The organism is Akkermansia massiliensis, assembly GCF_023516715.1.
Lineage (GTDB): Bacteria > Verrucomicrobiota > Verrucomicrobiia > Verrucomicrobiales > Akkermansiaceae > Akkermansia > Akkermansia massiliensis.
The window spans coordinates 507,092-533,030 of the sequence record NZ_JAMGSI010000001.1 but is presented as its reverse complement, the minus strand read 5'-3'; the positions used below and the strand labels follow the sequence as shown (position 1 = coordinate 533,030).

General features: G+C 58.6%; 20 protein-coding genes. 10 read left to right on the top strand and 10 right to left on the bottom strand.

The window, feature by feature from the left end:
- The first annotated feature begins 165 nt into the window (after positions 1-165).
- The gene (gene rpiB / locus M8N44_RS02270) at positions 166-1,854 is read left to right on the top strand and encodes a ribose 5-phosphate isomerase B (protein ID WP_283938714.1); all 1,689 of its coding nucleotides are present in this window, start codon (positions 166-168) and stop codon (positions 1,852-1,854) included.
- 134 nt (positions 1,855-1,988) lie between these two features.
- On the opposite strand, the gene M8N44_RS02265 is transcribed toward rpiB, so the two are convergent.
- From M8N44_RS02265 to dnaG, 7 genes are all read right to left on the bottom strand, one after another.
- On the bottom strand, positions 1,989-3,008 hold the full coding sequence (locus M8N44_RS02265; protein WP_146021107.1) for a hypothetical protein: 1,020 nt from the start codon (positions 3,006-3,008) through the stop codon (positions 1,989-1,991).
- A 5-nt stretch (positions 3,009-3,013) separates the two neighbouring features.
- Positions 3,014-3,427 carry a hypothetical protein gene (locus M8N44_RS02260; RefSeq protein WP_102722817.1) on the bottom strand — a complete coding sequence of 138 codons (414 nt, stop codon included), beginning with the start codon at positions 3,425-3,427 and terminating at the stop codon, positions 3,014-3,016.
- Positions 3,428-3,652: 225 nt separating this feature from the next.
- Positions 3,653-4,057, bottom strand: a complete 405-nt coding sequence (locus M8N44_RS02255; RefSeq protein WP_102728280.1) for a hypothetical protein — start codon at positions 4,055-4,057, stop codon at positions 3,653-3,655.
- Positions 4,058-4,239: 182 nt separating this feature from the next.
- Positions 4,240-5,292: a TQO small subunit DoxD gene (locus tag M8N44_RS02250; RefSeq protein ID WP_215451193.1), complete on the bottom strand. Its 1,053-nt coding sequence runs from the start codon at positions 5,290-5,292 to the stop codon at positions 4,240-4,242.
- Between the two features lie 95 nt (positions 5,293-5,387).
- Positions 5,388-6,119, bottom strand: coding sequence for a M15 family metallopeptidase (locus M8N44_RS02245; RefSeq protein WP_022396683.1), 732 nt, complete (start codon positions 6,117-6,119; stop codon positions 5,388-5,390).
- Between the two features lie 38 nt (positions 6,120-6,157).
- A complete protein-coding gene (rpoD, locus tag M8N44_RS13875; RefSeq protein ID WP_102728279.1) occupies positions 6,158-8,251 on the bottom strand; it encodes an RNA polymerase sigma factor RpoD in 2,094 nt (697 codons plus the stop codon).
- A 59-nt stretch (positions 8,252-8,310) separates the two neighbouring features.
- A complete protein-coding gene (gene dnaG, locus M8N44_RS02230) occupies positions 8,311-10,113 on the bottom strand; it encodes a DNA primase (protein WP_102728278.1) in 1,803 nt (600 codons plus the stop codon).
- A 232-nt stretch (positions 10,114-10,345) separates the two neighbouring features.
- Between dnaG and M8N44_RS02225 the strand changes: the two genes are divergently transcribed.
- Entirely contained in the window at positions 10,346-11,782 is a 1,437-nt protein-coding gene (locus M8N44_RS02225; protein ID WP_102728277.1) for an NfeD family protein, read from the top strand.
- 26 nt (positions 11,783-11,808) lie between these two features.
- Complete coding sequence (gene rimO / locus M8N44_RS02220; protein WP_102728276.1) at positions 11,809-13,167, top strand: 30S ribosomal protein S12 methylthiotransferase RimO; 1,359 nt, start codon at positions 11,809-11,811, stop codon at positions 13,165-13,167.
- A gap of 110 nt (positions 13,168-13,277) precedes the next feature.
- On the opposite strand, the gene M8N44_RS02215 is transcribed toward rimO, so the two are convergent.
- Positions 13,278-13,895, bottom strand: coding sequence for a hypothetical protein (locus tag M8N44_RS02215; RefSeq protein WP_146021105.1), 618 nt, complete (start codon positions 13,893-13,895; stop codon positions 13,278-13,280).
- A gap of 291 nt (positions 13,896-14,186) precedes the next feature.
- On the opposite strand from M8N44_RS02215, the gene M8N44_RS02210 reads away from it, so the two are divergent.
- From M8N44_RS02210 to M8N44_RS02200, 3 genes are all read left to right on the top strand, one after another.
- On the top strand, positions 14,187-16,046 hold the full coding sequence (locus M8N44_RS02210; RefSeq protein ID WP_215709546.1) for a 4-alpha-glucanotransferase: 1,860 nt from the start codon (positions 14,187-14,189) through the stop codon (positions 16,044-16,046).
- Between the two features lie 159 nt (positions 16,047-16,205).
- Entirely contained in the window at positions 16,206-17,060 is an 855-nt protein-coding gene (locus M8N44_RS02205) for a 50S ribosomal protein L11 methyltransferase (RefSeq protein WP_102728434.1), read from the top strand.
- Positions 17,061-17,086: 26 nt separating this feature from the next.
- Positions 17,087-17,890: a hypothetical protein gene (locus M8N44_RS02200; RefSeq protein WP_102728273.1), complete on the top strand. Its 804-nt coding sequence runs from the start codon at positions 17,087-17,089 to the stop codon at positions 17,888-17,890.
- 125 nt (positions 17,891-18,015) lie between these two features.
- Here M8N44_RS02200 and M8N44_RS02195 read toward each other — a convergent pair whose 3' ends face one another.
- Both M8N44_RS02195 and M8N44_RS02190 read right to left on the bottom strand, forming a co-directional pair.
- Complete coding sequence (locus M8N44_RS02195; protein ID WP_102728272.1) at positions 18,016-18,624, bottom strand: riboflavin synthase; 609 nt, start codon at positions 18,622-18,624, stop codon at positions 18,016-18,018.
- Positions 18,625-18,648: 24 nt separating this feature from the next.
- On the bottom strand, positions 18,649-20,262 hold the full coding sequence (locus M8N44_RS02190; protein WP_022396674.1) for a putative Na+/H+ antiporter: 1,614 nt from the start codon (positions 20,260-20,262) through the stop codon (positions 18,649-18,651).
- Positions 20,263-20,488: 226 nt separating this feature from the next.
- Here M8N44_RS02190 and M8N44_RS02185 point away from each other — a divergent pair, with 226 nt between their 5' ends.
- From M8N44_RS02185 to nuoF, 4 genes are all read left to right on the top strand, one after another.
- Entirely contained in the window at positions 20,489-21,928 is a 1,440-nt protein-coding gene (locus M8N44_RS02185) for a polysaccharide deacetylase family protein (RefSeq protein WP_180975164.1), read from the top strand.
- A gap of 677 nt (positions 21,929-22,605) precedes the next feature.
- A complete protein-coding gene (gene nuoD, locus M8N44_RS02180; protein ID WP_102722830.1) occupies positions 22,606-23,850 on the top strand; it encodes an NADH dehydrogenase (quinone) subunit D in 1,245 nt (414 codons plus the stop codon).
- 49 nt (positions 23,851-23,899) lie between these two features.
- A complete protein-coding gene (locus tag M8N44_RS02175; protein WP_022396671.1) occupies positions 23,900-24,481 on the top strand; it encodes an NADH-quinone oxidoreductase subunit NuoE family protein in 582 nt (193 codons plus the stop codon).
- A 29-nt stretch (positions 24,482-24,510) separates the two neighbouring features.
- Entirely contained in the window at positions 24,511-25,911 is a 1,401-nt protein-coding gene (gene nuoF, locus M8N44_RS02170) for an NADH-quinone oxidoreductase subunit NuoF (protein WP_102726997.1), read from the top strand.
- The last annotated feature ends 28 nt before the right edge of the window (positions 25,912-25,939 follow it).

The window sequence follows — 25,939 nt, the reverse complement described above, 5'->3', positions numbered from 1 at the left end:
CCCCATTCCTTCCCACTCGCCCCGGTTTCCTCCAGGAACCGGGGCCCTTTTTTCCGGGGTAAAAGGCGGCCGCCGCTCCTTCCGGAACGTGCCGGAATGAATCCGGGACTTGCCAGCCGGGGTGAAATAAGGCAGTATCTTTGCCCGTCAGCAATGAGCACCATCATGAATACGACATATAAAATTGCCATCGGCGCGGACCACGCCGGAGTCGACCTCAAGGAAACCGTAGTAGAACTCCTCAAGGCATGGGGCCATGAAGTGACCGACATGGGTACCATGACCAAGAATTCCTGCGATTATTCCGACTACGCCAATGAAGTCGCAAGCAGCATTGCTGACGGTACCAACGACCGCGGCATCCTCATCTGCCGGTCCGGCATCGGCATGAGCATCGCCGCCAACCGCTGGGTGGGCGTGCGCGCCGCCCTCTGCCGCACGGCCCCCGCCGCGGCCCTTTCCCGCCAGCATAACGATTCCAACCTGCTGTGCCTGGCCTCCGCCTATGTGGACAATGAAAGCGTGGAAGACGTGCTGGACGCATGGCTGCACGCGGACTTTGAAGGCGGCCGCCATGAACGCCGCGTCGTCAAATCCTCCGGCAGCCCCCTGCAATGGACGGACCCCGAACTGGCCGCGTTCATCCAGGAGGAAGGCCGCCGCGAAAGCAACAACATTGAGCTGATCGCTTCTGAAAACTTCGCCTCCCCCTCCGTCCGGGAAGCCCAGGGCTCCCTGCTGACCAACAAATACGCGGAAGGCTATCCCGGCAAGCGCTGGTACGGCGGCTGCGAGGTAGTGGACAAGGTGGAACAGCTTGCCATTGACCGCGTGCTGAAAATCTTCGGCGGGGACCATGCCAACGTGCAGCCCCACTCCGGCTCCCAGGCCAACATGGCCGTTTACTTCTCCGTATTGAAGCCCGGCGACACCATTCTTACGATGGACCTTTCCCACGGCGGCCACCTCACCCACGGCCACCGCGCGAACTTCTCCGGCAAGCTGTACAACGTAGTTCACTACGGCGTATCCCAGGAAACGGAAGCCATCGACTATGACGCGCTGGAAAAACTGGCCCTGGAAGTGAAGCCGCAGATGATCACGGCCGGAGCCAGCGCCTATTCCCGCACGATCGACTTTGAACGCATGGGCCAGATCGCCAAGGCCTGCGGCGCCTACCTGTTCGTGGACATGGCCCACATCGCGGGCCTGGTGGCCGGCGGACAGCATCCGAACCCGGTTCCCTATGCGGACTTCGTCTCCTCCACCACGCACAAATCCCTGCGCGGCCCGCGCGGCGGCTTCGTGATCTGCAAGGAGGAATACGCCAAGAAGCTTGATGCCGCCGTCTTCCCCGGCATGCAGGGCGGCCCCCTCATGCACGTGATTGCCGCTAAGGCGGCCTGCTTCGGGGAAGCTCTGAAACCCGAATTCAAGGACTATGCGGCCCAGGTCGTGAAAAACGCCAGGGCCATGGCGGCCAAAATGGCGGAACTCGGCTTCCGCGTCGTCTCCAACGGCACGGACAACCACGTATTCATGGTGGACCTCCGCAACAAGGGCATCAACGGGGCGGACGCGCAGGAAGCCCTGGACCGCGTGGGCATCACCGTGAACAAGAATGCCATCCCGTTTGACACGGGTTCCCCCATGAAGCCCTCCGGCATCCGCATCGGCACGCCCGCCGTGACCACCCGCGGCATGAAGGAAAAAGACGTGGAACAGGTAGCGGAATTCATCGCCCGCGCCCTGGCGCTGTACGTAGGCGACCAGGTCTGCCCGAACCCGGACGGCTTCGCCCAGCTCAAGAAGGAAGTCTCCGCCTTCAACCGCAACTTCCGCCTGCCTCACTAATCAAATTGCTCTTTCACGTTCAAGCCGTCCCATTGCCAGCAATGGGACGGCTTGCGTTTTTCACAAGAAAAGAGGGAAGTGCCGGGAGCTGCTTCAAGGGGCTCCCCTTTCCGCGTTCAACTCCCTCCGGTACACTAGCGAGGATCTGCCGGGATGTTTCCCCCACCCCCTGTAGCCGCCATATAACAGGCGGCTACATCGGCAATGCCATGGCCGTTGGAAAGGGGCGCATTCTGCCTGGGGATGCGGTACCGGCCGCCCACCAATCCTCCGCCATACGTACTGACCGGATCACAGCAAGTGGTTATATGGTCCAAGACGCCGGCAGCGGCCGCCAAACGGTCTGCACCCAGCGCCTGCAAGGAATTACCGGACAATCCCGCAGCATTCACCGCGACACCGCCAACCGGGAGAGGTGACCCTACATTGGCCGCCACCCCGAATTGGACCATGCCGCCGCCCAGGGAATGCCCGGTGGCCTGCAAGGACACTATTCCCGGCACATGATTCAACAAATGGCGAATCAGTCCCGCCGCCCTAATGTAGCAAATGTCACAGGAATACAACTGGAAAATATCCGTCAATACATTGGGAACAAAGACACGCACATGTCCCGTATCCGTTCCGCGAAACGCCACATATACGTTGCAATCACCGTTCTCGGCGACCTCCTGCTTGATGTAGGCATTAAACCCATGGCGCACATGGACATGTCCGCTGTCGGGATCGTAGCCGGGTGCACCTCTAAAGGGAGAGAAGGCATGATCCAGGGAGGCCAATGGAACGCCTGGCAGAAGGGCTGCGTCAGGGTGCGGCGCCATTCCCATCAGATACCCTCCGGCTCCCGGATTAAGGTAGGCATACCGGGAAAAAGTGATCCAAGTGGGAATGAGGGCAGGATAATGCGTATTGTCCCTGTAATGAAGGCGACAACTTATCCTGGCCGTCATAATGCCGGCCAATATCTGGACCAGAGCGGAATGCCGGGTCAGAGGCAACCCCGAAAGTCTTTCCATGATATAATTATAATGAGGAAGCGCCGCATGGCCTTCCTGAACGAGAAAGGCATCCAGCCTGCGCTTTCCATCCTGGCGGGAAAAATACCTGGTTGCTATAAAGTCAAACAAGTGCCTGAGATGAAGTAATGGAGTCATGGTATTTATCGAATTGAATTTTGAATATAATTCAGCACATCACGTTCTTCATCCGTCAGCGTGCCGCCCAATTGCTCTTTTCTGGACAAAATCTCCCGGGAGAACAGGAGGGCGTCCTGGTATAGAGACGCGATCTGGTTCTGTTCCAGTTGGTCCAGGGCTTCAAACCCCTTCAGCTTGCCCAATTGGGTTTCCACCCACTTCCTGATTTCCCGTTCACCGGATTCAGGCGCAGAGTTCGTAAACTTCTCCCATTCCTCCAGCCAGGTATTCGGGATTTCCACTTCAGACAGAGCCTGGAGCACTTGCTGCTCCAGATCATCCAGCTTGCCTTCCAGCCGTTCCATTTTTTCCAGGAACTGCTTTTCATCCGATTCCGGAAAATGGAAGGATGAATCATTATTTTTCTCGTCAGACATGATGTTTCAACATGGGTTGCGGTTTGCCGCCGCATCCGGAAAGGACGCGTCCAGCGGCAAACGCTGCACGAATACCCTGGCCTCCCGCGTCCGGAAAGAAAACAGGGGCTTTCCCAATACGGGGAACCATCATTCACAACAGCCATGCGCGCCTTTCAGCGGCATGGAAAAACCCGGCATGAACAAATGCCGTTTATACCGCCACCGTGCGGCCGCAGCTTCCGGCTACTTCCCTTCCCCTCCCAAACGGCTCTCCATGGACAACAGGGTGCACTTGGCGGCAAGCCATGCGTCCCGGCCCTTGAGAACCATCATTTTATCTCCCACGCTGGAAGCATAGGCCTTTTCCGCATCCCGAAAGAGCTGCTCCAGATACTTGACCAGTTCCTTCTGGACGGCGATGGCTTCTTTCAGAGATCCGGCGTTGTTTCGGCGGAATTCCAGCAAGTTCAAGTTGGCCCGCGTCACTTCCTCCCAGGGAACCATGCCGGACTTGTACTGTTCCTGCGCCAGTTCAGCCATGCTGGATAAAAGCCGTTCCCTTTCCTTGAGAAGGTATTTCAAGGTTTCTTCCGCCGGGGAAACGGCCGAAAAGCAGACGAGACAGAGTATGATCAGGGTAGTTTTCATTACTCCCCTTTTATCCCCTCCCTTTATTCTGTCAAGATGGAAAGGAACGTATCGCTTTGAAACAAAGAAGCTCTCGAAGATGAAAAACAGCGCAGCACGGACAAACATAGCCACCTCCGGAAAGAATCCCCAGCCGGGAATTCTTTCCTTTTATCCTGCCTTTCTCCTTCTTCCGGGGCCGCTCATACGCCGCCGGCCTTCCGGACCGGGGCGGACCATTCCTTGCCGCTTACATCCGTCAGCACTACGGAAAGCGGACCTTCCGGAACCGCAGAAAGCGCGGCGGGGAGTGTTACGCCGGCCCTGGCCCCCAGCGGAACGACCAGCCCGAAGGCGCCCGGCTTGACCTTTGCCAGATAAGCGTTCTCCATAGCGGAGGGGGGAAGCGCGGAAAGCTGGTCCGCCTCCATTTTCCACAGGGTGTTGCCCTGGCCGTCCGTCAGCCTGATGCGGACGAGGAAGGAGCCGTAGGTATCCACGCCTTCCGTGCGGAATACGTTGAAGCGCAATTCCTGCCCGGACAGGGAGGCCCCGCTGACTTCCAGCAGGGGCTTCACGGATTTGTTATGGAGCGGCCCCCATACGCCGCCATGAAAGAACTGGTTGGTTCCCAGCGTGACCAGCATCATGAACACGGCTCCCCAGATGGAAACGCGGGCCATGCGGCCGTATCCCAGCGGCAGCGGACCGGACCCCACCCAGGCAAACAGGGAGGAACGGCGCGCGCAGCACGGAAGTTTGGAAAGCCTGCCGTCCAGCGAACAGGAACCGCCCCCGGTCAGGAACAGGAGCAGTCCGGCGCACATGCCCAGAATGCCTATCTGCCATTCGTCCAGGCAGGTGGTTCCCAGCCAGCCGGAACCCAGCAGAATGCCCAGCGCCAGGCAGAAAACGCCCACGCTCGCCAGGCGCGTCAGCAGCCCCAGCATGAGCATCAGCCCCACCAGGAATTCAATGATGGTAAACGCCACCATGAACCACCAGAGTTCGGACGGGTGCGTCACCAGATATTCAATGACCGGCTTGATTCCCAGCGCATTGGGAAGGAAGTGGTTGAATTTGACGCCGATGTATCCCGGATCATCCGGAATCAGCTTGTTTTCCAGCACCAGGCGGCGCCAGAACGCGGAGAAGTACGTCCAGCCTACTACCAGACGCAGAGGGAGGGCCATTACGGCAGCCCAGCGGTAGGCTTCGGGCTGCATGGCGGAATCATGGGAATGTTCTTCTTTCATCTGGTCAAATTCTTCAGTATTCCGCCATCCTATTTCCGTCGGAAAAAAATCAAAGGATAAAATGCCCGGTCCGTGACAGCGGACGCGTCAAAGATTTACCGGGAGGCCATGCCGTCCCACACCGGGAAGTAATAATGCAGGGAGGGCGCGGGTTCATTCAGCAGGCGGTAGTGCCACCATTCCGGAGAATAGTTGGCGAACCCCTGCTTTTCAAAAGCCTTTTTCAGAATCATCCGGTTCCGGTGCTGGGCCGGGGTCACCAGTGCGGTGTCCGTAGCGGAACTGGGGTCCAGCAGGTCATGATGGCCGCCCATGTCCACGGGCTTTCCAGTTTTGGCATACAGCAGGGAGACGTCCACAGCCACGCCGCGTGAATGTTCCGAGAAGTCGCGCACGTAGTGGTCCCCGAACACCTTGGCCTTGTCAATGTTCGGGTAATACCGGGCTTTCATCTTCTGGTCTCCGGCGTCCGCGCCCCATTTGCAAATGTCCAGCACGGCGGTGTGGGGGCGGTAGGCGTCATAGATTTCCAGCAGGTAGCCCTGCCTGTACAGGTCTTCCGAGACTTTTTTCAGGGCGTGCGCCGTCTGGGTGCGCAGGATGGCGCGCCTGCCGTGGTAGCCGTCCAGCGGACGCCCCACGAAATTGTCATACCCGGCATACTTCAGGTTGGTCTTCACCAGCGGGGCCACCTGGTCCACGTACACAAAGCCCGGCTGCATCACGGGCTGGAGGGGCTGGTTGAAAGAGGGCTTGAATTCCCCGCTGCCTGAGCAGGAAGCCAGTAAAATGAAAATGCCGCATGCCGCGGCCACGCAGGTCTTCATGACCACGGAGCGTAGCACGGCATGCGGCGCAAATCCGGTCAGGATTCCGTCATTTCCAGGAATCCCTTGATCTTGCTGATGCGCGTGGGATGGCGCAGCTTGCGGAGGGCCTTGGCCTCAATCTGGCGGATGCGTTCCCGCGTGACGCTGAACTGGCGCCCCACTTCCTCCAGGGTGCGGGGGCTGCCGTCCCGGAGGCCGAAGCGCTGTTCAATAACCTCGCGCTCGCGGTCCGTAAGGGTGTCCAGCACATCCTTGATTTTCTCTTTCAGGAAGGAGAAGGAGGCTTCCTCCATGGGATTTTCCGCCGCCTTGTCTTCAATGAAGTCACCAAAGGAGGTGTCGTCGGAATCCCCTACGGGGGCTTGCAGGGAAATGGGCTGCTGGGCCATTTTCAGCACGGAACGCACGCGTTCCACGGGCAGGTGGATTTCCTCCGCGATTTCCTCCGGCGTAGGTTCACGGCCGTATTCCTGCACCAGCTGTTTCTGAACGCGCATCAGCTTGTTGATGGTTTCAATCATGTGCACGGGAATGCGGATGGTGCGGGCCTGGTCCGCAATGGAGCGGGTGATGGCCTGGCGGATCCACCAGGTGGCATACGTGGAGAATTTGTAGCCGCGGCGGTATTCGAACTTTTCCACCGCCTTCATCAGGCCCATGTTGCCCTCCTGAATGAGGTCCAGGAAGGAAAGGCCGCGGTTGGTGTACTTCTTGGCAATGGAAATGACCAGGCGCAGGTTGGCTTCCACCATCTCGTCCTTGGCCCGGCGGGCTTCGCGGAGCCACTTGCGGAGCTCCTGATAGGCTTCCCCCATTTCATCCGCAGTCATCCACATGCGCAGTTCCAGTTCCGCAAGGTGTTCCTTGAGCTCCTTGTTGGACGGGTCCTGGGCTACCTTCTTCTGCATGCGGAGCACGCGGTCGCGGGCCTCGTCAATCATGGAGCAGAAATCCTCAATCACCTTGTGCTTGAAGTACAGGCGGCCGAAGAGCTTCACCAGAACGCCGGTGATCTTGTCAAACTCCGCCTGGCGGGCCTTCACGGACTTGGCGGCCTCCTTGCTGCGGTACAGCTTGCGGAAGGCGCTGGAAGCGTCCTGATGGGTCTGCTGGATTTGGGCGCAGAGCTGGGCCAGCCCCTTCATGTAGCGTTCGCGGGAGTCGATCTTCTTGTCAAGGATGACGCGGTCAAAGCGTTCCTCGTTGTCCAGCAGGCGGTAGGCCACGTCCAGATAGGCGTTCGCAATGAAGCCGAAGCGGTGCACGCAGCGCTGGACGTTCTGTTCCGCATCCTCAATCCTCTTGGAGATGGCCACTTCCTCTTCACGGGTGAGCAGGGAAACCTGGCCCATCTGCTTCAGGTACATGCGGACGGGGTCGTCCAGAATGTCCATCTTGGCTTCAAGCTTTTCCTCCTCGTCTTCTTCCTCCGTGTTGATGCGGGTGCGGTCCGTGTAGCTGTCCACGTCGGACGCGTCAATGATGTCAAACGCCATGCTGCGCAGGCGGTCCATGATGGCCTCATAGTCCTGCTGGTCAACGATGTCGTTGGGAAGGGAGTCATTGATGTCGTCAAAAGTCAGGTAGCCCTGCTCCTTGGCGAGCTTGATCAGTTCACGGATTTTTTCCTGGATTTCCGGGGCGTCAATCGGATTCGTGACCTTGCGGCTGGCGGCCCTCTTGCGTTCCTCTTCCAGGATTTCGCTCAACTTCTTGGGAGCTTCCGCCTTAGCGGCAGGCTTGGAGGCCTTCTTTTCGGCGGGTTTCTTTTCCGCCGGCTTGGCAGGAGCCTTCTTGGCGGCGGGAGCGGCGGCTTTCTTGGCCGGTGCGGCCGCGGGCGCCTTTGCCGGAGCCTTTTTGGCGGGTACTGCGGCCTTCCCGGCGGCAGGGGCCGGAGACGCCTTTTTCACCGGGGCTTTCTTTTCCGCTGCGGGCTTGGCGGCAACGGGCTTTTTAGCCGCCGGAGCGGCGGCCTTGGCGGGGGCTTTTTTGGCAGGGGCTGCCTTGGAAGTGGTTTTGGAAGTTTTTGCGGCAGGCTTGGATGCTACTTTTTCCTTGGATTCAGAAGCTTTTTTGCTGGCGGAAGTCTTCTTGGGAGAAGAGGAGGATGGGTCACCGGATTTGGACATATCTTGAAAAGAAGAGGGCACAATTCACCATTATATCAATACCCGGAGGTATCGAGGCACTACATTGTACCCAGCAAACGCTTCAAGTCAACACTAAGTTTGGATAATTCCAGCCTTCTGGCGGCGTCCGTGGAGGGGTCCGCCAATTCCGCCATCAGGGACGCGATATGCCTTTCCAGGGCCGCCTTAGCAATGCCGGAGCAGGCTTCCTGGACGCTCCGGTCCACATCGGGGATGGGCACCGGGTCCAGGTTCAGCAGGTTCAGGGCATCCCGTTCCGGCTGTGGCAGGGACGCCAGAAAAGCCTGAATGGCCGCGGGACTGTCCGGAGAAGGAAGCCGTGCCAGGATTTTTTTCAGGATCCCCCCCCCTTGCAGCATCCGCATCGGCTCCAGCAATTCTTCAATACGGTCCACGATGAGCCCCTGGGCACGGGCGTTCTGGAGGGACAACTCGCAAAGCACGGCCACGGCACGGTCCATCTTCACGGGGGGCTGCGTCTGAGAAACTTCCGCAGCCGCCGCACGGTCCGCGGACTGTGCCTGTTCCCTTCCCTTGCGGCGTCCGGCCGTCCTGACGGCACTCCGCAGGTCATTCACGGTCGTGCGCATCCTGGTGGCGACGTCCGCCGTTGCCAGGTCGCGGGCCACGGGGTCGCTCATGCAGGCCAGCAGAGCCGTCATCTCACGGGCAAAGGCGGCGCTGGCGGCGGCGTCAGTCAGCAGGCCGCGTTCCTTGGCGCGTTCAATGCGGACCTCAAAGAAAGGACGGGCCTGCTCCACCATCTCTGAAAACGCTTCCTTCCCTTCCCTCTTCATGAAGGAGTCCGGATCGTCCCCCTCCGGAAGATTCACCAGGTAAACATCCTTGCCGAATGGGGCCAGCTCCCGGAAGGCGCGGTCCGCCGCCGCCATGCCCGCCTTGTCCGCGTCAAAACAAACGACAATGCGGGAGGCATAGCGTGAAAGCGTTCTGGCGTGCTCCGGCGTGAACGCCGTTCCCAGGGGAGCCACGGCAAAGGAAATGCCGGCCTCATGGCAGGCGATGACGTCAAGCTGCCCTTCGCACAGCAGGGCCTTGCCGCTCTTCCCCATGGGACCGCGCGCCCTGTCCAGGGCAAACACCACATCCCCTTTCTTGAAAATGGACGTTTCCGGGGAGTTGACGTACTTGCCCACGTTTTCCTGGGGCCGCAGAATTCGTCCGGAGAACGCCACGCATTCCCCGTACACATTGTTAATGGGGAACATCAGCCTGTCCCGGAACCGGGCGTACAGGTCCCCGCGCTCTCCGCGGTTGGCAAGGCCGGAATCTATCAAAACCTGGTCCGGAAGCCCCTCCTTACGCGCCCAGGCCAGGAACTCCCGTGAAGAATCAGGAGCCCAGCCCACCTGCCAGCGCTTCGCCATGTCCGCCCCGTATCCGCGGGAATTCAGGTAGGCCCTGGCCTCCGCCGCCTTCGGGGAGCGGAGCAGGAGCCTGTGAAAAAACTCGGCCGCCTTCTTATGGGCCACCAGCAGGGCCGTGCGCGCCTTGCGCCGCTTTTCCTCCGCGGCGTCATACACTTCCTCCACCAGGGTAATGCCGGCTTTTTCCGCCAGCCGCCGCACGGTATCCGCAAAGCCCAGGTTTTCCATCTTCATCACGAAGGTGATGGCGGATCCCCCTTCCCCGCAGCCGAAGCATTTGAAGTTCTGCCGGGTCTGGTCCACGATGAAGGAAGGCGTCTTCTCATTATGGAACGGGCAGCACGCCTTCCACCGGGACCCGGCCCTTTTCAGGGAAAGATAGGAACCCACCACATCTACAATGTCAGTGGCTTCCAGAACGCGCCGGATGCTGTCTTCATCAATCCTTCCCATAAGGCGCGGCCAGTCTATCACAGCCCCGCCGGGTGCACAAGAAGACAGAATCAGGACGCCATTCACAGGAAAACAGGGGGAGGAAACAACCGGGCGCGCACTGGAAAAACAGAGGAGCTCCCGTGTTCCTCAGGAAAACCGGGTGAAACGGCGCGGCGGCATCCGGCCTCCCCGTCCGCACGGAACGCATTTCCCCATTGAGCGCGGGCGCGGAACGTGTTAGCCTGTCTGCATGAAGCACATTCACCTTCTGTTGCTGGCTCTGCTGGCCCTGTTCGCCGGCTCCCCGTTCCGGGCGGCCGCGGAGGAATCCTTCCGCGACCGGGTAGTGGTCATTCCGGTGGGGGAGGACTCCCTGACCAGCAAGCAGAGCTTCGGCTTCATGAACCGCATCCTGAAGCGGGCGCAGGAGGAACAGGCGCGCGCCGTGGTGTTTGACCTGAACACGCCCGGCGGCCTGGCCTGGGAAACCAGCGAGATGATGATGAAAAGCATCCAGCCGCTGACCATCCCCACTTACGCCTACGTGAATCCCAAGGCCATGTCCGCCGGGGCGCTCATCTCCGCGGCGTGCGACAAGATTTACATGGCGCCCGTCTCCTCCATCGGCGCGGCGGGCATCATCACCTCCTCCGGGGAGGAGATGGACCCCGTCATGCGCAAGAAGGCGGAAAGCGCCTTCTGGGCCTTCACCCGCTCCGTGGTAACGGAAAAGGGCTACCGCCCGGAAGTAGTGAAGGCCATGATGATCCCCTCCGACCAGGAGCAGCAATTCGGCCCCGTCAAGCTGGAAAAAGGCGCGCTCCTGACCCTGACGGGCAAGGAGGCCGCCACGCGGCTGGAAGACGGCAGGCCCCTGCTGGCCCAGGGAACGGCCACCTCCGTCACGGACCTGCTGGCCCAGGAGAAGGTGGACGCCCCCACGGTCACGGCGGAACCCACCGCCTTTGAACGCATCGGCCTCTGGATTGCGTGGGCCTCCCCCATACTGATCCTGCTGGGAATCGGCGGCATCTACATGGAATTCAAGACGCCTGGGTTCGGCATCGGCGGCATCGTGGCCATTGCCGCGTTTGCCCTGTTCTTCTTCGGCAACAACATCGCTGGGAACCTGGCCGGGTATGAAACGGCGGCCCTGCTCATTCTGGGCGTGGTCCTGCTGTGCGTGGAATTCTTCGTCATCCCGGGCACCTTCATTGCGGCCATTGCGGGCGGTATCTGCATCTTCCTGGCCCTGTTCGGCGGCATGATCAGCTCCTGGGAATGGGACCACATCATCCGGAACGGACAGTGGGACGACGTCAACACGCTGGCGATGGTCCTGGGCATCCCCCTCCTGAAACTGGCCCTGGGCCTGACCGGGGGCGCCATCCTGATCGCCGTGCTGATGAAGTACCTGCCGGACTCCGTCCTGATGCGCCGCGTCACGAACGCCACGGTCAGCGGCGGCCCCGCCGGGGAAGCCGTCAACATTGCGCGCGTGCAGGTAGGCGACCGGGGGAACGCCGTCACGGAGCTGAAGCCCAACGGCAAGGCCATGATCCATGGCGAAATATGCGAGGTTTTCTCTCGACAAGGCATACTCATTAAGGGTACCCCTGTGCGCGTCGTGGACATCCGTCCGTTCGACCTCGTCGTCGTCAGGGACGACTCCCCCTCCGGGGACTGACGCCATCACGCTTTTCACTCACTGCCATGCCTCTCACCGTTGGACTTATTTCCCTGGGCTGCCCCAAGAACCTGATTGACTCTGAAATCATGATCGGCCACATGCAGAAGGCCGGCATGACCATGACTCCGGAACCTGAGCTGGCGGACGTGATGGTAGTCAACACCTGCGCTTTCATTGACCAGGCCAAGCAGGAAGCCATCGACGCCATTCTGGACGTCGTGCGCGCCCGGGAGAGCGGAGCTTATCCGGAAAACCAGAAGCTGATTGTAGCGGGCTGCCTGTCCCAGCGCTTCCAGAAGGAACTGCCCGCCCTGCTGCCGGAGGTGGACGCCTTCATCGGCCCGGACCAGGTCACCAAACTCCCGGAAATCATCACGAAGGTGATGGAGCGGACCGCTCCGGATAAAAATTTTATTGAAGGCAAGTGCAAGTATGTTCCGGACTGGGACACGCCGCGCTACCGCCTTACTCCCCCGCATACGGCCTACATCAAGATAGCGGAAGGCTGCAACCACGGTTGCGCCTACTGCATCATCCCGATGATCCGGGGACGCCACCGCAGCCGCTCCCAGCAGGACGTGGTGCGTGAAGCGGAAGCCCTCATCCGGTCCGGCGTGAAGGAAATCTGCCTCATTGCGCAGGACATTACCTACTACGGCATGGACAAATGGACGGATGCGCGCCCGAACCGCCGCAGCGCGGTGGACTCCTCCCGCGGGGAATCCCTGGCCTCCCTGATCCGCGCCCTGAACGCCATTGAAGGGGAATTCTGGATCAGGCTTCTTTACACCCACCCCGCCCACTGGAGCGACGAACTGACCGCCGCCATCGCGGAAAGCCCCAAGGTGGCCCGCTACGTGGACATCCCCCTTCAGCACATTTCCGGCAACATGCTCAGCGCCATGCAGCGCGTGACGGACGGGGACTACATCCGCAACCTCCTGCGGGACATCCGGAAGGCCGTTCCGGGAATCGCCATCCGCACCACCTTCATCACCGGATTCCCCGGAGAGACGGAGGACGACCATCAGGAATTGATGGAGTTCATTGAGGAGTTCCGCTTTGAACGGGCCGGCATCTTCACCTTCTCACGGGAGGAAGGCACGAAGGCCTACAAGATGCCGAACCAGGTGCACCACCGCACCAAGGCGCGCCGCTACAATGAAGCCACCATGCTCCTGACCCGCCTTGCCTCGGAAACGGGCCAGGAACAGATCGGCAGGAAAATCCGCGTGCTGGTGGACGCTCCCGGCGTTGCCAGAACGGAATGGGACGCCCCGGACATCGACGGCACCGTTTCCGTCCCCCTGACGCTGCCTGTCGGCGAATTCGCCACCGTCACCGTAACGGATGCCGTGGCGTATGAACTGACGGCGGAATAGGCTGCCGCCATTGGTCAGGCAGGGAGGAAACAGGATTCAGGGAAACCAGCACGGCGCGAGCCGAAATATATCGTCCCATCCCTGCTCCCCGGCATCTGCGCCAAAGGCGCTTATTGTTTCACGCTTGATTCCGGGAGAGGCGCACTGACCGGAGGGGCTTCCTGCGGCGCGGCTCCCGAAGGTGACGGGGAAGCGGAGTCCGGCACAGGAACCAGGGAGGTGTTCATGCGGGACATATCCAGCTCACGGGAAGCCGCTGCGGCTTCCGGGCTGACGGCGCCCATATTGGCGGGCAGCGGAAGCAGGGCCCCGTCCGGCCCTGCCATGTCGGGAGCGGTGACGGGATAAAAGCCCATCATTTCCTGCGGATTGACTACTTCTGACAGGCTCACGTATCCCTGGCTGCCGTCCTCAAATTCAACCTTGGCGAACAAATCTCCGCAAACCAGCACCTTGGCTGTTTTCACGCCCCCCTTGACGGTTCCGCTCGTGGAAAAATTATTCTCCGGATTCTGTTCGAACACCATCAACTTTTCCTTCTTGAACGTGACGGATTCCCCCGGCTTGTAAGACGCCTGGTCCGCCCTGTGTTTGGCCGCCATTTTCTTGGACGTGATGCCCACGGGATCCAGCGCCGAACTCTGCCGCTCCCAGGCATTCATATGCTTGTTGGGACCGCAGGAAGCCAGAAGCGCCAGCAGGGCGGAAGGGAGAAGTGCCAATTTCATTTGCGTATGATTTTAACTGGCACAGATTGCGGATGGAAGCAGAATTTGCGCCTGTTTATTCAGGATGCCATTTCAAAAAGAAAAATCCTGTCTTTCCTGTCCAAGCGCCTTCCATTCATGCCGGACAGGCGGGAAAACTACCGCGCGTTTTTCCTGCGCCAACCCCGAATCATGGCGCAAAGGCAACGTATTAGGCTTGCCGCATTCCTCCGGGGAATGCTATTCTGCCTCTCACGGTTTCCACGGCTGGCACAGGTCCATCCGGGAAACCGTTCAAGCATGCGTTCTGATATGGATGAAAAGAGATTAGCCGGCGTAGTTCTGCCATTGTTCTCCCTGCGCCGCAACAACGACCACGGCATCGGGGACCTGACGGCCCTGCGCCAGTGGATTGACTGGGCGGCGGACGCCCACGTGGGATTTCTCCAGCTCCTGCCCGTCAATGCCCTGGGGCGGGACGAATGCCCTTCCCCCTATTCCGCCATCAGCTCCATCGCTCTGGAGCCCCTGTACCTTTCCCTGGAACCCTGGACCATTCCCGGCCTGGAAGAACGCGTCTTCAATGAAACCGGGGATACGCTGCCGTGGGAACAGCCCTCCGGCCCCAACCTGGTGGACTACCCCAAGGTCAGGTTCTGGAAAATGTGGATTCTGCGGGATGCATGGAACAATTTTAAGACCAAGCCGGAATATGAAGGCATCATGCCCAAGTTCCGGGAATGGGTGAGGGAACAGGGAAGCTGGCTGGAAGACTTTGCCTGCTTCCAGGTCCTCTGTGACCTGTTCGGCACGGAAATCTGGTGGCACTGGCCGGAACAGGACCCCGCACGGGCCAAGGCCATCGCCGCCGATTACGAGGAGGAAAAGGACTTCACCCGCTGGCTTCAATGGCTCTGTGAAAAGCAGTGGGAATTCATCCGGATTTACGCGGACGAACGCAACGTGAAACTGATGGGGGACATCCCCATCGGCGTTTCCCTGAGCAGCGCGGACGTCTTCTTTGAACGCTACCTGTTTGATACGGACTGGTGCGGCGGTGCCCCGGCGGAAGGCAATTACGCGGAGGACCCGTTCACGGGAAAATGGGGGCAGAACTGGGGCATTCCCCTGTACAAATGGGACGTCATGGCCCAGGACAACTTTGCCTGGTGGAGACGCCGGGTGAAATACTGCACCAAGATTTTCAGCATGTACAGGATTGACCACATCCTGGGTTTTTACCGCATTTACTCCTTCCCGTGGAAACCCACGGAAAACGAGGTTTTCCTGCCTCTTACCCTTGAGCAGGCGGCCCAGAGGACGGGCGGCAGGCTTCCCGGCTTCAAGCCCCGCGGGGATGACAACGCCGTGGACCGCAACCTGAACCTGACGGACGGAGACCTGTACCTGCGCCTCCTGCTCTCCGCCGCCCCCGGGGTCAGCGTGGTGGGGGAAGACCTGGGCTGCGTGCCGGATTACGTGCGCCCGAACATGCGCCAGCTTAACATTCCCGGCTTCAAGATACCCCACTGGGAAATCAGGACGGACGGCACCATCACCCCCGGAAAGGAATACCATGAATGCTCCTTTGCGGCGTTCGGCACGCATGACTTTGAAACCATCATGCAGACCTGGAATGACAGCTACGCCAAGATTGAGCGTGCGCAGAAACTGGGCCTGTGGGACGGCACCTCTCCCAAAACGCCGTCCGGCCCGGAGCAGGAAAGCATTGTGCACCAGGCGGAAGACGGAGCGCGCCTGCTGAAATGGTTTGCGGACTTCGCCGGCATGCAGCCGGAAACATGGCTCTCCTGCTGGAACCTGGAAATCAAGACGGCCATGTACAATGCCCTGTTCCGTTCCAACTCCCGTTACGCGGCCATCCTCTGGCCCGCCCTCTTTGACGTCAACAAGCGCCTGAACATTCCCGGCACCACGGGAGGCGCCAACTGGCGTGAACGCATGCCCTTCAAAGCCGTGGAAGCTTATGACATGCCCCAGACCGCATGGCTGCGCGCCGTCATCGGCGGTTCGGACCGCACGCCGCTGCAGGGCGAAGACGCCATCAGGGCGCTCAAGGAATCCAGCAGGCGCCTCTTCCCGAAGGTCACCGTCAACAATGAACGCTTCCTGAAACGGATGCTGATGTGGCCCAACGGAAAATCCCTGTAAGTTCCGGCCAGTTTCCGGAGCGCCGCAAGCCCCTGCGCCGCTTCATGGCCTTTATGGGAATAACCCCCTGGAATGGATAACCCATTGCAGCTTTCTTCAACTTTTCCTTCCGTTGCATCCGTCCTTGCCTCCTGCCGGAAAAGCTTCCATACTCCCCGCATGACCTGGAGCTGGAACAAACTGTCCCCCGCCAAATGGGAAGACGCGTGGAGTGAGCGCATTGCCGGAAATCCCAATGCCTCCATCACCATCATCAAGGGAGGCAAGACCATCAGGATTACCGTTTACTGTGACCGGGAAGAAGACGCCCTGACCCTGAAGCAGTATTTTGGCGGCACTGTCCGGGAAATCAAGACACGTGACTGGGTGGCGGCCCAGAACCGGGAGGAACGCGCCCCGCTCAGGATAAGGAATTCCCTGGTCATCACGGAACAGAGCTCCGCAGAAAAGCTTGCCGCCCTGCAACAACAATTCCCCGGACGCCGGATCCTGAGCGTTCCGGCGGAAATGGCCTTCGGCACCGGAGACCATGCCACCACGTCCACCTGCCTGCGCTTCATTGCCGACTTCGCCCAATCACGCAAAGAAACAGCCTGGACCATGACGGACATCGGCTGCGGAACCGCCGTACTGGCGATTGCGGCGCTGAAGCTGGGGGCGGAACACGCCACGGCCTTCGACTTTGACCCCATGGCGGTTGAAGTGGCCCGTCACAACATGGAACGCAATGCCGTCACGGCGGAACAGCTGGATTTATTTGTAGGGGACGTCTTTGAATGGACGCCCGCAGCCCGGCAGAAGGGCAACCTGGTCGTCGCCAACCTGTTTTCCACCATTCTGCAAAAGGCTTTTCCCCATATCATCGCGGCGATGAAGAAGGATGCCGTGCTGGTCATTTCCGGGATTCTGGCCTCCCAGTGGGAAGAAACGAAGGCGGCAGCGGAACATCACGGCCTTTCCTTTGATCGGGTCATCAAACGCGGCAAATGGGTCACGGCTAAAGGTTCCCTTTAATCAACTTAATCATTTTAATATAATTTATGTCAAAAAGCAAAGAACATATAAAACGTGAATTAGAATATCTATATGAATACGGCAACATGATTCTTATAGACGAAGCCATTAAATATAAAAAGATTCCTAAAGAAACAGAAAATATAATAAAAAATAAACCGAGCTATCAAGAATACAAAAACAAAAATCTCTCGCTGCTTTCCTCCTATCAAGATTGGTTTACAAAATCCTACAATATCGTACGGCAGATATTACCTGATAGACATCAGGAATTTTACGATTTATATAAAACAGAAAAAAGAAAAAGTATCGATTCTTTAACATATACAATAAGTGATTATTTTTTAGGATTAGTCGTTAAAAAAGGATCAGAGGAAATTGTAGATCGTATTAGTATATTTTCTTCAAAAATGTCTATACAAATTTCAATATTAGAAGCTTGTTTAAAACTTATAGATTCTAAATTAGAAAATATTGAAGAATTGTTACAATATGAACTCTTTGAAAATGAGTTGCAAGCTGCACAAAATTTACTTAATAAAAAGTACATAAGGGCAGCTGGAGTACTAGCAGGAGTAACTCTCGAAACTCATTTATTAAAAGTGTGTAAATTTCATAACATTATATTCCGGAAACAAAATCCAACAATATCTGATTTTAATGAAGAATTAAAAAAATTAGAAATCATTGATCTCCCAACTTGGAGATTAATACAAAGGCTCGGAGATATTAGAAATATGAGCGCTCATTCTAAAGAAAGAGAACCTACTCCTGATGAAGTTATGGATCTTATCAGGGGAGTAGAGAAGTTAATCTCAGAAATAAATTAACAGAATTATTTACTTTAATCTTGCTCCGACCAACATTCTTCTGTAGCTGTCATTCAAATACCATCGGCAGAAAAGAAAAACGACGTTACAAGATTATTCTATATAATTCCGTAAATTAATTTATTCTAGAACGATATTCTTGTATTTCCCCGGGAGGCGAACAGTTTTTCCACATACTTGGCCAGCATGTCCACTTCCAGGTTCACCGGCTGGCCGGGAACGGCGCGTTGCAGGTTCGTGCGTCCGAAGGTATGGGGCGTGATCCAGAATTCAAGCAGGGAGCCGTTCAAATTCGCAATCGTCAGGGAAATGCCGTCAATGGTGATGGAGCCCTTGTCAATGCAGTAGCGGGCCAGTTCATCCGGAATGCGCACTTCCAGGCGGTGGTCCTGCCCCACGGGCTCCAGGGCCGTAATAGTTCCGGTATTGTCCACATGCCCCATCACGAAGTGGCCGCCGAAGCGGTCCATGGCGGACATGGCGCGTTCCAGGTTCACCAGCCCCCCCGGCTGGAGGTTTCCCAGGCTGGTGACGCGGAGGGTCTGGGAAAGCAGGTCAAAGGAGACGCGCTCACCGTCCAGGGCGTCCACCGTCAGGCAGCAACCGTTGACGGCGACGGAATCCCCCAGGGAAAGTTCATGGCCGAATGGAATAATCAGCGTCAGTCTGGCTCCGCCGTTGATGGGCGTAAACCCTTCCACGGTTCCTGTTGTTTCAACGAGTCCGGTAAACATAAGAGTAAGCTCCGGTTCCGGCCCTTAATGGCCGAAGCAGGTGAAGAAGATGAACACGATGGCGGTGGGAAAAGCCGCCCAGGCAAACAGCCACAGGGGATTGATGCCCTTGAAGTACTTGCCCAGAATGGCCTGCCCCGCCGGGTTGGGGGCGTTGGCGATTACCGTCAGGCCGCCGCCCGTCACGGCGCCGGCCACCACGGAATACTTGACGGCTTCCGGCAGGTTGGGAACCGTGGACGCCAGGAAGGTGACGGCGGCATTGTCGTTGAACGCTGTCAGCAGCGTGGCCCCGATCATGGCGTAGTCCCCCAGCCGCGTCAGCACCGGTTCCAGCCACCAGGCCTGGACGCCGCCCAGAATGACCAGGCCCGCCAGGAAGAAGCCCACCATCATGGGAACGCGCAGGGACATCTGGTTCTGGTACTGCGGGGTAGCCACCGTAAAGCCAATGAAGAAGAGGAAGCTGCCGATGAACATGACCGGCTCATGGGCGAAGAGAACCGTCCAGGTCAGAAAGCAGACGTGCGCCAGCGTCACCCACGCCGGTATCTTGTCATTGCGGTCTTCCCAGGACTGGGGAACGGCGTCGTCAAACTCGTTGAACTCGCGTTGCTGGGCGGCCAGGCGGGCGAATTCCTTGCGGAAGAGGAAAAAGTAGGCCAGGTTGGAAATGATGATGGCTGAAACGGCCTTCCAGCCGAAGTGCTGGATCATGTGCGCAAGACCCCAGTCCCACTTTTCCGCCACCATCACCACGGGGGGGGCGGCAAAATGCGTCAGGGTGCCCCCGATGGAAATATTCACAAAAAGCAGCCCCAGCGTTGCATACATCAGGGTCTTCTTCGGCTTGAGGTCGTAAAACTTCTTGCTCAGGATCAGGGCGCCGATCGTCATGGCGGCAGGTTCCGTAATCAGGGAGCCGAGCAGGGGGGCAAGGGTCATCACGGAAATCCACCAGGCCCCGGGCGAAGATTTTCCAAGTTTGGCGCCGTAGTTGACTACGGATTCCGCCAGCTTGAAGATGGGGCGGGAAGAGGCGATGATCATGATAATCATCACGAACATGGGCTCCGTGAAGGAGCAGTCGTAATTCAAGTAGGCCGAGAAGTCCTCAAAGGAATAATACTTCCAGCACACGAACATGAAGGGGATGATCCAGATGCCGAACACGGCTTCCACTTCCCCCAGGAAATGGAAGATGGCGGACGCGAAGGAGACCGGAAGACGCTCCTCCGGGTGCATCACGCGGAAGTTGGTTTCCTTGAGCTTTTCCTTGTAGCGCAGGGCCAGCTTGTGGGAATAGCGTTCAAACCGCCCGGCCAGGAACGTATGGATAATAGCCCCCAGGAACACGAGCGTCACGGCCAGGTTGAACCCGCCGGACTGCTTGTTGCGCTCCGTGAGCACCTGGGACAGGCTGGCATCCGGCGGCGCGGGCTTGTACTGGTTCAGGGGAATGGGAAAATGGCTGTACTGTGATTCCCCCCCCACTTCCGTAGCGGGATAGGCAGGTTCCGCCGCGCGAGCTGAAGCTTCACCGGCAGGAGCCCCCAGGAAAAAGGCGGCGGCAGCCACGGTAGTGAGCAGACCCGCACGGCGCGCCAGAACTTTGAAGAAATGACAAATACAGCTCATGTCTGCGGACAGACTAAACACCTCCCCTTTCTTCCGCGAGCTGAAAATGAGTCTGTATGCTTTTTAACGGGAACGCGTTCAGGCGGGAAAAGCCCGCACGGACCTGAAAAGGAGCGCGCACGGCAGGGAAAAGGCTGTCATGCCTGCCTGAGTTTAAGGTTGAACAGGAAACTTAAAAATAGTAGTTGCAGGTATGCGCTCCGCCCCAGGCCTCCTTTCCATTTTCTTGATTGCAGCCGGTGTCGCGTGCGCGGAGCTTCCGCCCGACCTGCCGCCCGCCACTCCCCTTCCCCTCGCGCCCGGACCGGTCATCGGCGGCACTATCAAGGGGAACCCTGCCGCCGGCGTTGTCCCCGTCAGGGAACTGATTGAAGCCAACCGCAGGAATGAAAACATTCCCATGGCGGAACCCATTCCCGGAGAAACGGTTTCCTCCATCCCCCAGGCGGAGCCCATCCCGAATGCGGAGCCTATTCCCGGGGAAACGAACCTGCATGCCCCGGTGCAGCCCGCAGGCCCGGTCCCGGTCATTCCTCCCACGGCCTTTTCCCCCGTTCCGGTTCCCCAGCATGAAACCCGCGTTGCCATCCTGGGCTATCATGATTTCAGCCGTACCCTTCCCGCCACGGAAATGCGCATGAATACGGACGTGTTCCGCGCCCAGATGCAGGCCCTGAAGGCCAGCGGCGTGCCCGTCATTTCCATGAAGGAATTCCTGGAATGGAAACTGGGAAGCAGGCAGCTCCCCGCCAAATGCGTGATGATCACCATTGACGACGGCTGGAAGAGCGTTTACACGGATGCCTACCCCATCCTGAAGGAAACGGGATTCCCGTTCACCGTTTTCCCCTATACCAAATTCATCACGGGCCGCGGCTCCGCCATGAGCCATGACCAAATCCAGGAAATGCTGGATAACGGCGCCACGCTGGGCAGCCACTCCGTCAGCCACCTGTACCCCAGATCATGGCGCGCCGCCCAGCGGAAGGGAACCCAGGCGGTTCTGGACCTGGCTACGGCGGAAATAAGCAATTCCCGGAAAATCCTTCAGGAAAAATTCCCCGGTTCCGCCGTGGAAGCCTACTGCTACCCGGGCGGATTCGTCCTGCCGGACATGATCACCAAGGCGGAGGAAGCCGGATTCCAGGCGGCCTTCACGGTGATTCCCAAGAAAGTAACCAAGGACACGGACCGCTGGCGGGTTCACCGCTACATGGTTTTTGGCAAGGATCCCAAGACATTCACCAGAGCCCTGAATTTCAACGTGCCCACGGCTCCGGAAACGCCGTCGGCCACTCCCGGCAACAATAGCAGCAGCGGGAACAGCCTGAATTCCTATCCGGCCCCGGCCCAGCCTGTCTACCCGGCGGCCAATACCGTGGTGAAAAACCAGAACCCGGACATCTCCATTTCCCTGGCCCGTGAACCAGCCTTCGATCCCAAACAGGTGGAAATGCGCGTTTCCGGCTTCGGCCTGGTGAATGCCCAGTATGACCCCAAGGAAAAAATCCTGAAATGGACGCCTTCCCGCCCCCTGCGCCTCAGCCCCGTAACCGTCCAGGTGCGCTGGAAAAACCTTGCCGCCAACCTGTGGCAGACAGCCACCTGGCAATTCGGCATCGCGGAGCAGGAAATGCACTTCATTCCCCAGAATGTAGTCAAATAATTCCGGCTGCTGTCGCAGCCATCGTCCCTCCGGAGCGCGGGTAAACGGGCAACCGGAAACTTCATACCCGTGTTTTCCGCCATAAACTCCTTCCTGGGAACAAGGGTCTCCGGCCCCTTGTAAAAACTCCGAACGGAAAAAGAGATGGCACTCTCCCTCCGCAATGTGGCGGAAAAAGCTCCTAAAAACCCGCAAGTCTCAAAACCCCTGAGAAACCAGGGCTCTTTCCAGCAAATTGAAGGGAGCGCTGCAAGCTCTTGCGGCAGCTGAGAGCATATGCGGCCAGAAGCCGCATCTTTTGCAAAACGTGAGAAAATGGAGAAAATCATTAACACCCTCTCCGTTCTCCTGCGGAAAAGTTTTATGCCGGAAAATCCGCCGCCCTCTCTTCCCGGACATGGGGTCCTCCGGACAGAAAAATATATCCCCGGTTCATGTTTTTCCTGCCGTTGCAGACGGCATGGGATTCCAAATGCATTCCTCCTCCCATTCCTCCTCTCCCACATGGGGGCTCAATGTTAGAATAGCCTAACATTCATAAGTTGAGGAGACTTCCGCATCAACGTGGAAAGCTCCCCCGGAATGCCAAAAAAACTGACATTTGGCTTGCCCGCATGGTGTGAAGTGGCATAATCATTCGGCACCATTATCAGGTTCAGCCAGGCACGGACATCCACATGAAGACGAGCACTAAAACTTTCGCCATTGCAGATACAGCCGCTAACGCAGACTATCTCACCAATACTTCCGAACCGCTCGGAGAAACGATGACCCTGAACGTGGGCCCCTCCCACCCCGCCACCCACGGCGTGCTGCGGCTGGTGCTGGAACTCGATGGTGAAGAGATCATTAGCTGCGATCCGGTGGTGGGCCACCTGCACCGCGGCATGGAAAAAATCGGGGAGACCATCCAGTACAACCAGTTCGTCCCCTACACCGACCGCTTCGACTACCTGGCCCCTCTTTCCAACAACATCGCCTATGCCTGCGCGGTGGAAAAACTGCTGGGCTGGGAGCTGCCGCCCCGCGGGCAGGCCCTGCGCGTGCTGGCCCTGGAGCTTTCCCGTTTTTCCTCCCATATCCTGGGCGTCGGCGTGTACGGCATGGACGTAGGCGCCATGACCGTGTTCCTGTACTGTTATGAGGAACGCGAAAAAATCCATAACTTTTACGAACAGCTCACCGGAGCGCGCTTCACCTCCTCCTACACCCGCATCGGCGGACAGACGCGCGACGTCCCCAATGAAATGCTGAAGGAAGTGCTCGTCTTCTGTGACGAAGCGGGCAAGACCCTGGATGAAACGGAAGCCCTGCTGCTCAAGAACAAAATCTTCATCGACCGCCTTCAGGGCGTGGGCGTCATCAGCCGTGAAAAGGCGCTCTCCTGGGCCATTACCGGAGCCAACCTGCGCGCCAGCGGCGTCAAGCGCGACCTGCGCAAAACCAACCCCTACCTGGGTTATGAGAATTACGAGTTCGACGTTCCCGTGGGTGAACACGGCGACTGTTACGACCGCTTTACCGTGCGCATCGAAGAAATGCGCCAGTCCCTGCGCATCATCCGCCAGGTCATTGAAACCATGCCGGACGGCCCCATCAACATGGTGGACACCAAGGGCACGCTGCCTGAAAAGAAAAAGGTCATGACGGACATGGAATCCCTGATCCGCCAGTTCATGGCCACCACCATGGGCGTGAACGCCCCCGCCGGGCAGGTTTACTTTGCCGCGGAAAACCCGAAGGGCGAGCTGGGCTTCTTCCTGGACTCCAAGGGCGGCGGCCTTCCCAACCGCCTGCGCATGCGCTCCCCCTCCTTCTGCAACCTGTCCATCCTGCCGGAACTGCTGAAAGGCCACCTGGTTTCCGACGTTCCGGCCATTCTCGGCTCCTTCGACTTCGTGATGGGCGAATGCGACCGCTAAACACACGCTTCCCTTTTCCTTTCCAACTCAAACACCAAATTTCCTCCCCATGTCCGATTACGCTGAAAACGCCATCGACGCGACTATCGCCCACCAGCCCAGCCCGGGCGAACGGTTCTACCCGGCCTTTGAAGTAACGCCGGAGCTTGACGCCGCCGCCAGCGAATACGTCACGCATTATCCGGAAGGCAAGCAGAAATCCGCCGTGCTTCCCATCCTGCATGAAATCCAGAAAAAATTCGGCTTCATCAGCGCAGACGCCATCACCTGGGTGGGTGAAAAACTGAACATCTCCGCCGCCCACGTGCTGGGTGTGGTCACCTTCTATCCCGGCCTGCGCCAGATGTGCCCCGGCAAGACCCACATCCGCGTGTGCCGCACCCTCTCCTGCGCCATGGCGGGAGCGGACAGCCTCTTTGACGCCATCTGCGCGCGCCTGGGCATTGACAAGAGCGGCATTGACCACCACCACCCCATCGGCGTCAGCCCGGACGGCCTGTGGAGCGTGGAGGGAGTGGAATGCCTGGCCAACTGCGGATTCGGCCCCAACATGATGGTCAACGACCTTCTGTATGAAAAAGTCACTCCGGAACTGCTGGAGGAAGTGATCGCCAAGCACCAGAACGCCTAACCCTTTCCACCCCGCACCAGATTTTCGCCATGAGCATCACCTATCTTCCCGGTAAAGAACCCCACCCCAGGGAAACGCGCCGCATCCTGAAAAACGTCAACCGCGAAGGATGGAACACTTCCATTGACTGCTATCTGGCCGACGGCGGCTATGAGGAACTGAAAAAGGCGCTCGGCATGGAGCCGAAGGCCGTCATTGACGAGGTGAAAAAATCCGGACTGCGCGGCCGCGGCGGCGCGGGTTTCCCCACAGGCGTGAAGTGGACCTTCATTCCGCCGAACAACACGAAGCCCGTTTACCTGGTCTGCAACTGCGACGAATCCGAACCCGGCACCTTCAAGGACCGCTACATCGTCCACCAGGACCCCCACCAGCTCATTGAAGGGATGGTCATCTCCAGCTACGCGGTAGGCGCGCACCTGGCTTACATCTACATGCGGGAGGAATTCCCCATGGCCGCGGAAATCATGCTCAAGGCCCTTCAGGAAGCGCGCGAACGCGGCTTCCTGGGCAGCAACATCCAGGGTTCCGGCTACGATCTGGAAATCCACGTGCACCGCGGCGCGGGCGCCTACATCTGCGGTGAGGAAACGGCCCTGCTCAACTCCCTGGAAGGCCAGCGCCCCTACCCGCGCATCAAGCCTCCCTTCTTCCCGGCCGCCATCGGCCTGTACGGCTGCCCCACCATCGTGAACAACGTGGAATCCCTCTGCCAGGTGAAGCACGTCATCGCCATGGGCGGAGAAGCCTACAGCCAGGAAGGTGCCCGGCGCTCCCCCGGTACCCGCATCATCGGCGTTTCCGGCGACGTGAAACGCCCGGGGTTCTATGAAATCGTTTCCGGCTCCATGACCTTCGGCGAACTGCTGTATGACGTCTGCGGAGGCCCGCGGGACGGCCGCGAGTTCAAGGCCGTCATTCCCGGCGGCTCCTCCTCCAAGGTCATGCGCACGGACGTGGAATACAAGGTGCAGAACCCGGACGGCACCATGGGCAAAATCTCCTTCTTCGACATTCCGCTGGACCTGGACAGCATCTCCCAGCACGGCTCCATGTCCGGCTCCGGCGCGGTCATCGTCATGGACGACTCCCGCTCCATGCCCTGGGCCATGAACAACATCAACCGCTTTTACGCGCATGAATCCTGCGGCCAGTGCACCCCCTGCCGGGAAGGCTGCCCGTGGATGATGAAGCTCAGCACCCGCATTCTGGAAGGCAAGGCCGCTCCGTCCGACGTGGACCTGCTGATTGAAGTGGCCAACCAGATTGAAGGGAAAACGGTCTGCGCCTTCGGTGAAGCCGCCTCATGGCCCACCCAGGCCATGGTCTCCAAGTTCAAGGAGGAATTCGTGGCCCTGACGGACCCTTTCAACGCCTGCCTGCCCCATACCAGGGAAGGCCGGGAACAAACCCGTTTCCTCACCCGCTAACAGCAGAACGCAACACCACTTTTCAATA

What these genes read in the sequence shown, in the direction of transcription:
- M8N44_RS02215 (WP_146021105.1), bottom strand. Translation starts at nt 13,895, where the DNA reads ATGAAATTGGCACTTCTCCCTTCCGCCCTGCTGGCGCTTCTGGCTTCC.
- M8N44_RS02175 (WP_022396671.1), top strand. Translation starts at nt 23,900, where the DNA reads ATGTCCGATTACGCTGAAAACGCCATCGACGCGACTATCGCCCACCAG.
- M8N44_RS02260 (WP_102722817.1), bottom strand. Translation starts at nt 3,427, where the DNA reads ATGTCTGACGAGAAAAATAATGATTCATCCTTCCATTTTCCGGAATCG.
- rimO (WP_102728276.1), top strand. Translation starts at nt 11,809, where the DNA reads ATGCCTCTCACCGTTGGACTTATTTCCCTGGGCTGCCCCAAGAACCTG.
- M8N44_RS02190 (WP_022396674.1), bottom strand. Translation starts at nt 20,262, where the DNA reads ATGAGCTGTATTTGTCATTTCTTCAAAGTTCTGGCGCGCCGTGCGGGT.
- M8N44_RS02195 (WP_102728272.1), bottom strand. Translation starts at nt 18,624, where the DNA reads ATGTTTACCGGACTCGTTGAAACAACAGGAACCGTGGAAGGGTTTACG.
- M8N44_RS02265 (WP_146021107.1), bottom strand. Translation starts at nt 3,008, where the DNA reads ATGACTCCATTACTTCATCTCAGGCACTTGTTTGACTTTATAGCAACC.
- rpoD (WP_102728279.1), bottom strand. Translation starts at nt 8,251, where the DNA reads ATGTCCAAATCCGGTGACCCATCCTCCTCTTCTCCCAAGAAGACTTCC.
- M8N44_RS02225 (WP_102728277.1), top strand. Translation starts at nt 10,346, where the DNA reads ATGAAGCACATTCACCTTCTGTTGCTGGCTCTGCTGGCCCTGTTCGCC.
- dnaG (WP_102728278.1), bottom strand. Translation starts at nt 10,113, where the DNA reads ATGGGAAGGATTGATGAAGACAGCATCCGGCGCGTTCTGGAAGCCACT.
- M8N44_RS02245 (WP_022396683.1), bottom strand. Translation starts at nt 6,119, where the DNA reads ATGAAGACCTGCGTGGCCGCGGCATGCGGCATTTTCATTTTACTGGCT.
- M8N44_RS02200 (WP_102728273.1), top strand. Translation starts at nt 17,087, where the DNA reads ATGTCAAAAAGCAAAGAACATATAAAACGTGAATTAGAATATCTATAT.
- nuoF (WP_102726997.1), top strand. Translation starts at nt 24,511, where the DNA reads ATGAGCATCACCTATCTTCCCGGTAAAGAACCCCACCCCAGGGAAACG.
- M8N44_RS02255 (WP_102728280.1), bottom strand. Translation starts at nt 4,057, where the DNA reads ATGAAAACTACCCTGATCATACTCTGTCTCGTCTGCTTTTCGGCCGTT.
- M8N44_RS02250 (WP_215451193.1), bottom strand. Translation starts at nt 5,292, where the DNA reads ATGAAAGAAGAACATTCCCATGATTCCGCCATGCAGCCCGAAGCCTAC.
- rpiB (WP_283938714.1), top strand. Translation starts at nt 166, where the DNA reads ATGAATACGACATATAAAATTGCCATCGGCGCGGACCACGCCGGAGTC.
- nuoD (WP_102722830.1), top strand. Translation starts at nt 22,606, where the DNA reads ATGAAGACGAGCACTAAAACTTTCGCCATTGCAGATACAGCCGCTAAC.
- M8N44_RS02205 (WP_102728434.1), top strand. Translation starts at nt 16,206, where the DNA reads ATGACCTGGAGCTGGAACAAACTGTCCCCCGCCAAATGGGAAGACGCG.
- M8N44_RS02210 (WP_215709546.1), top strand. Translation starts at nt 14,187, where the DNA reads ATGGATGAAAAGAGATTAGCCGGCGTAGTTCTGCCATTGTTCTCCCTG.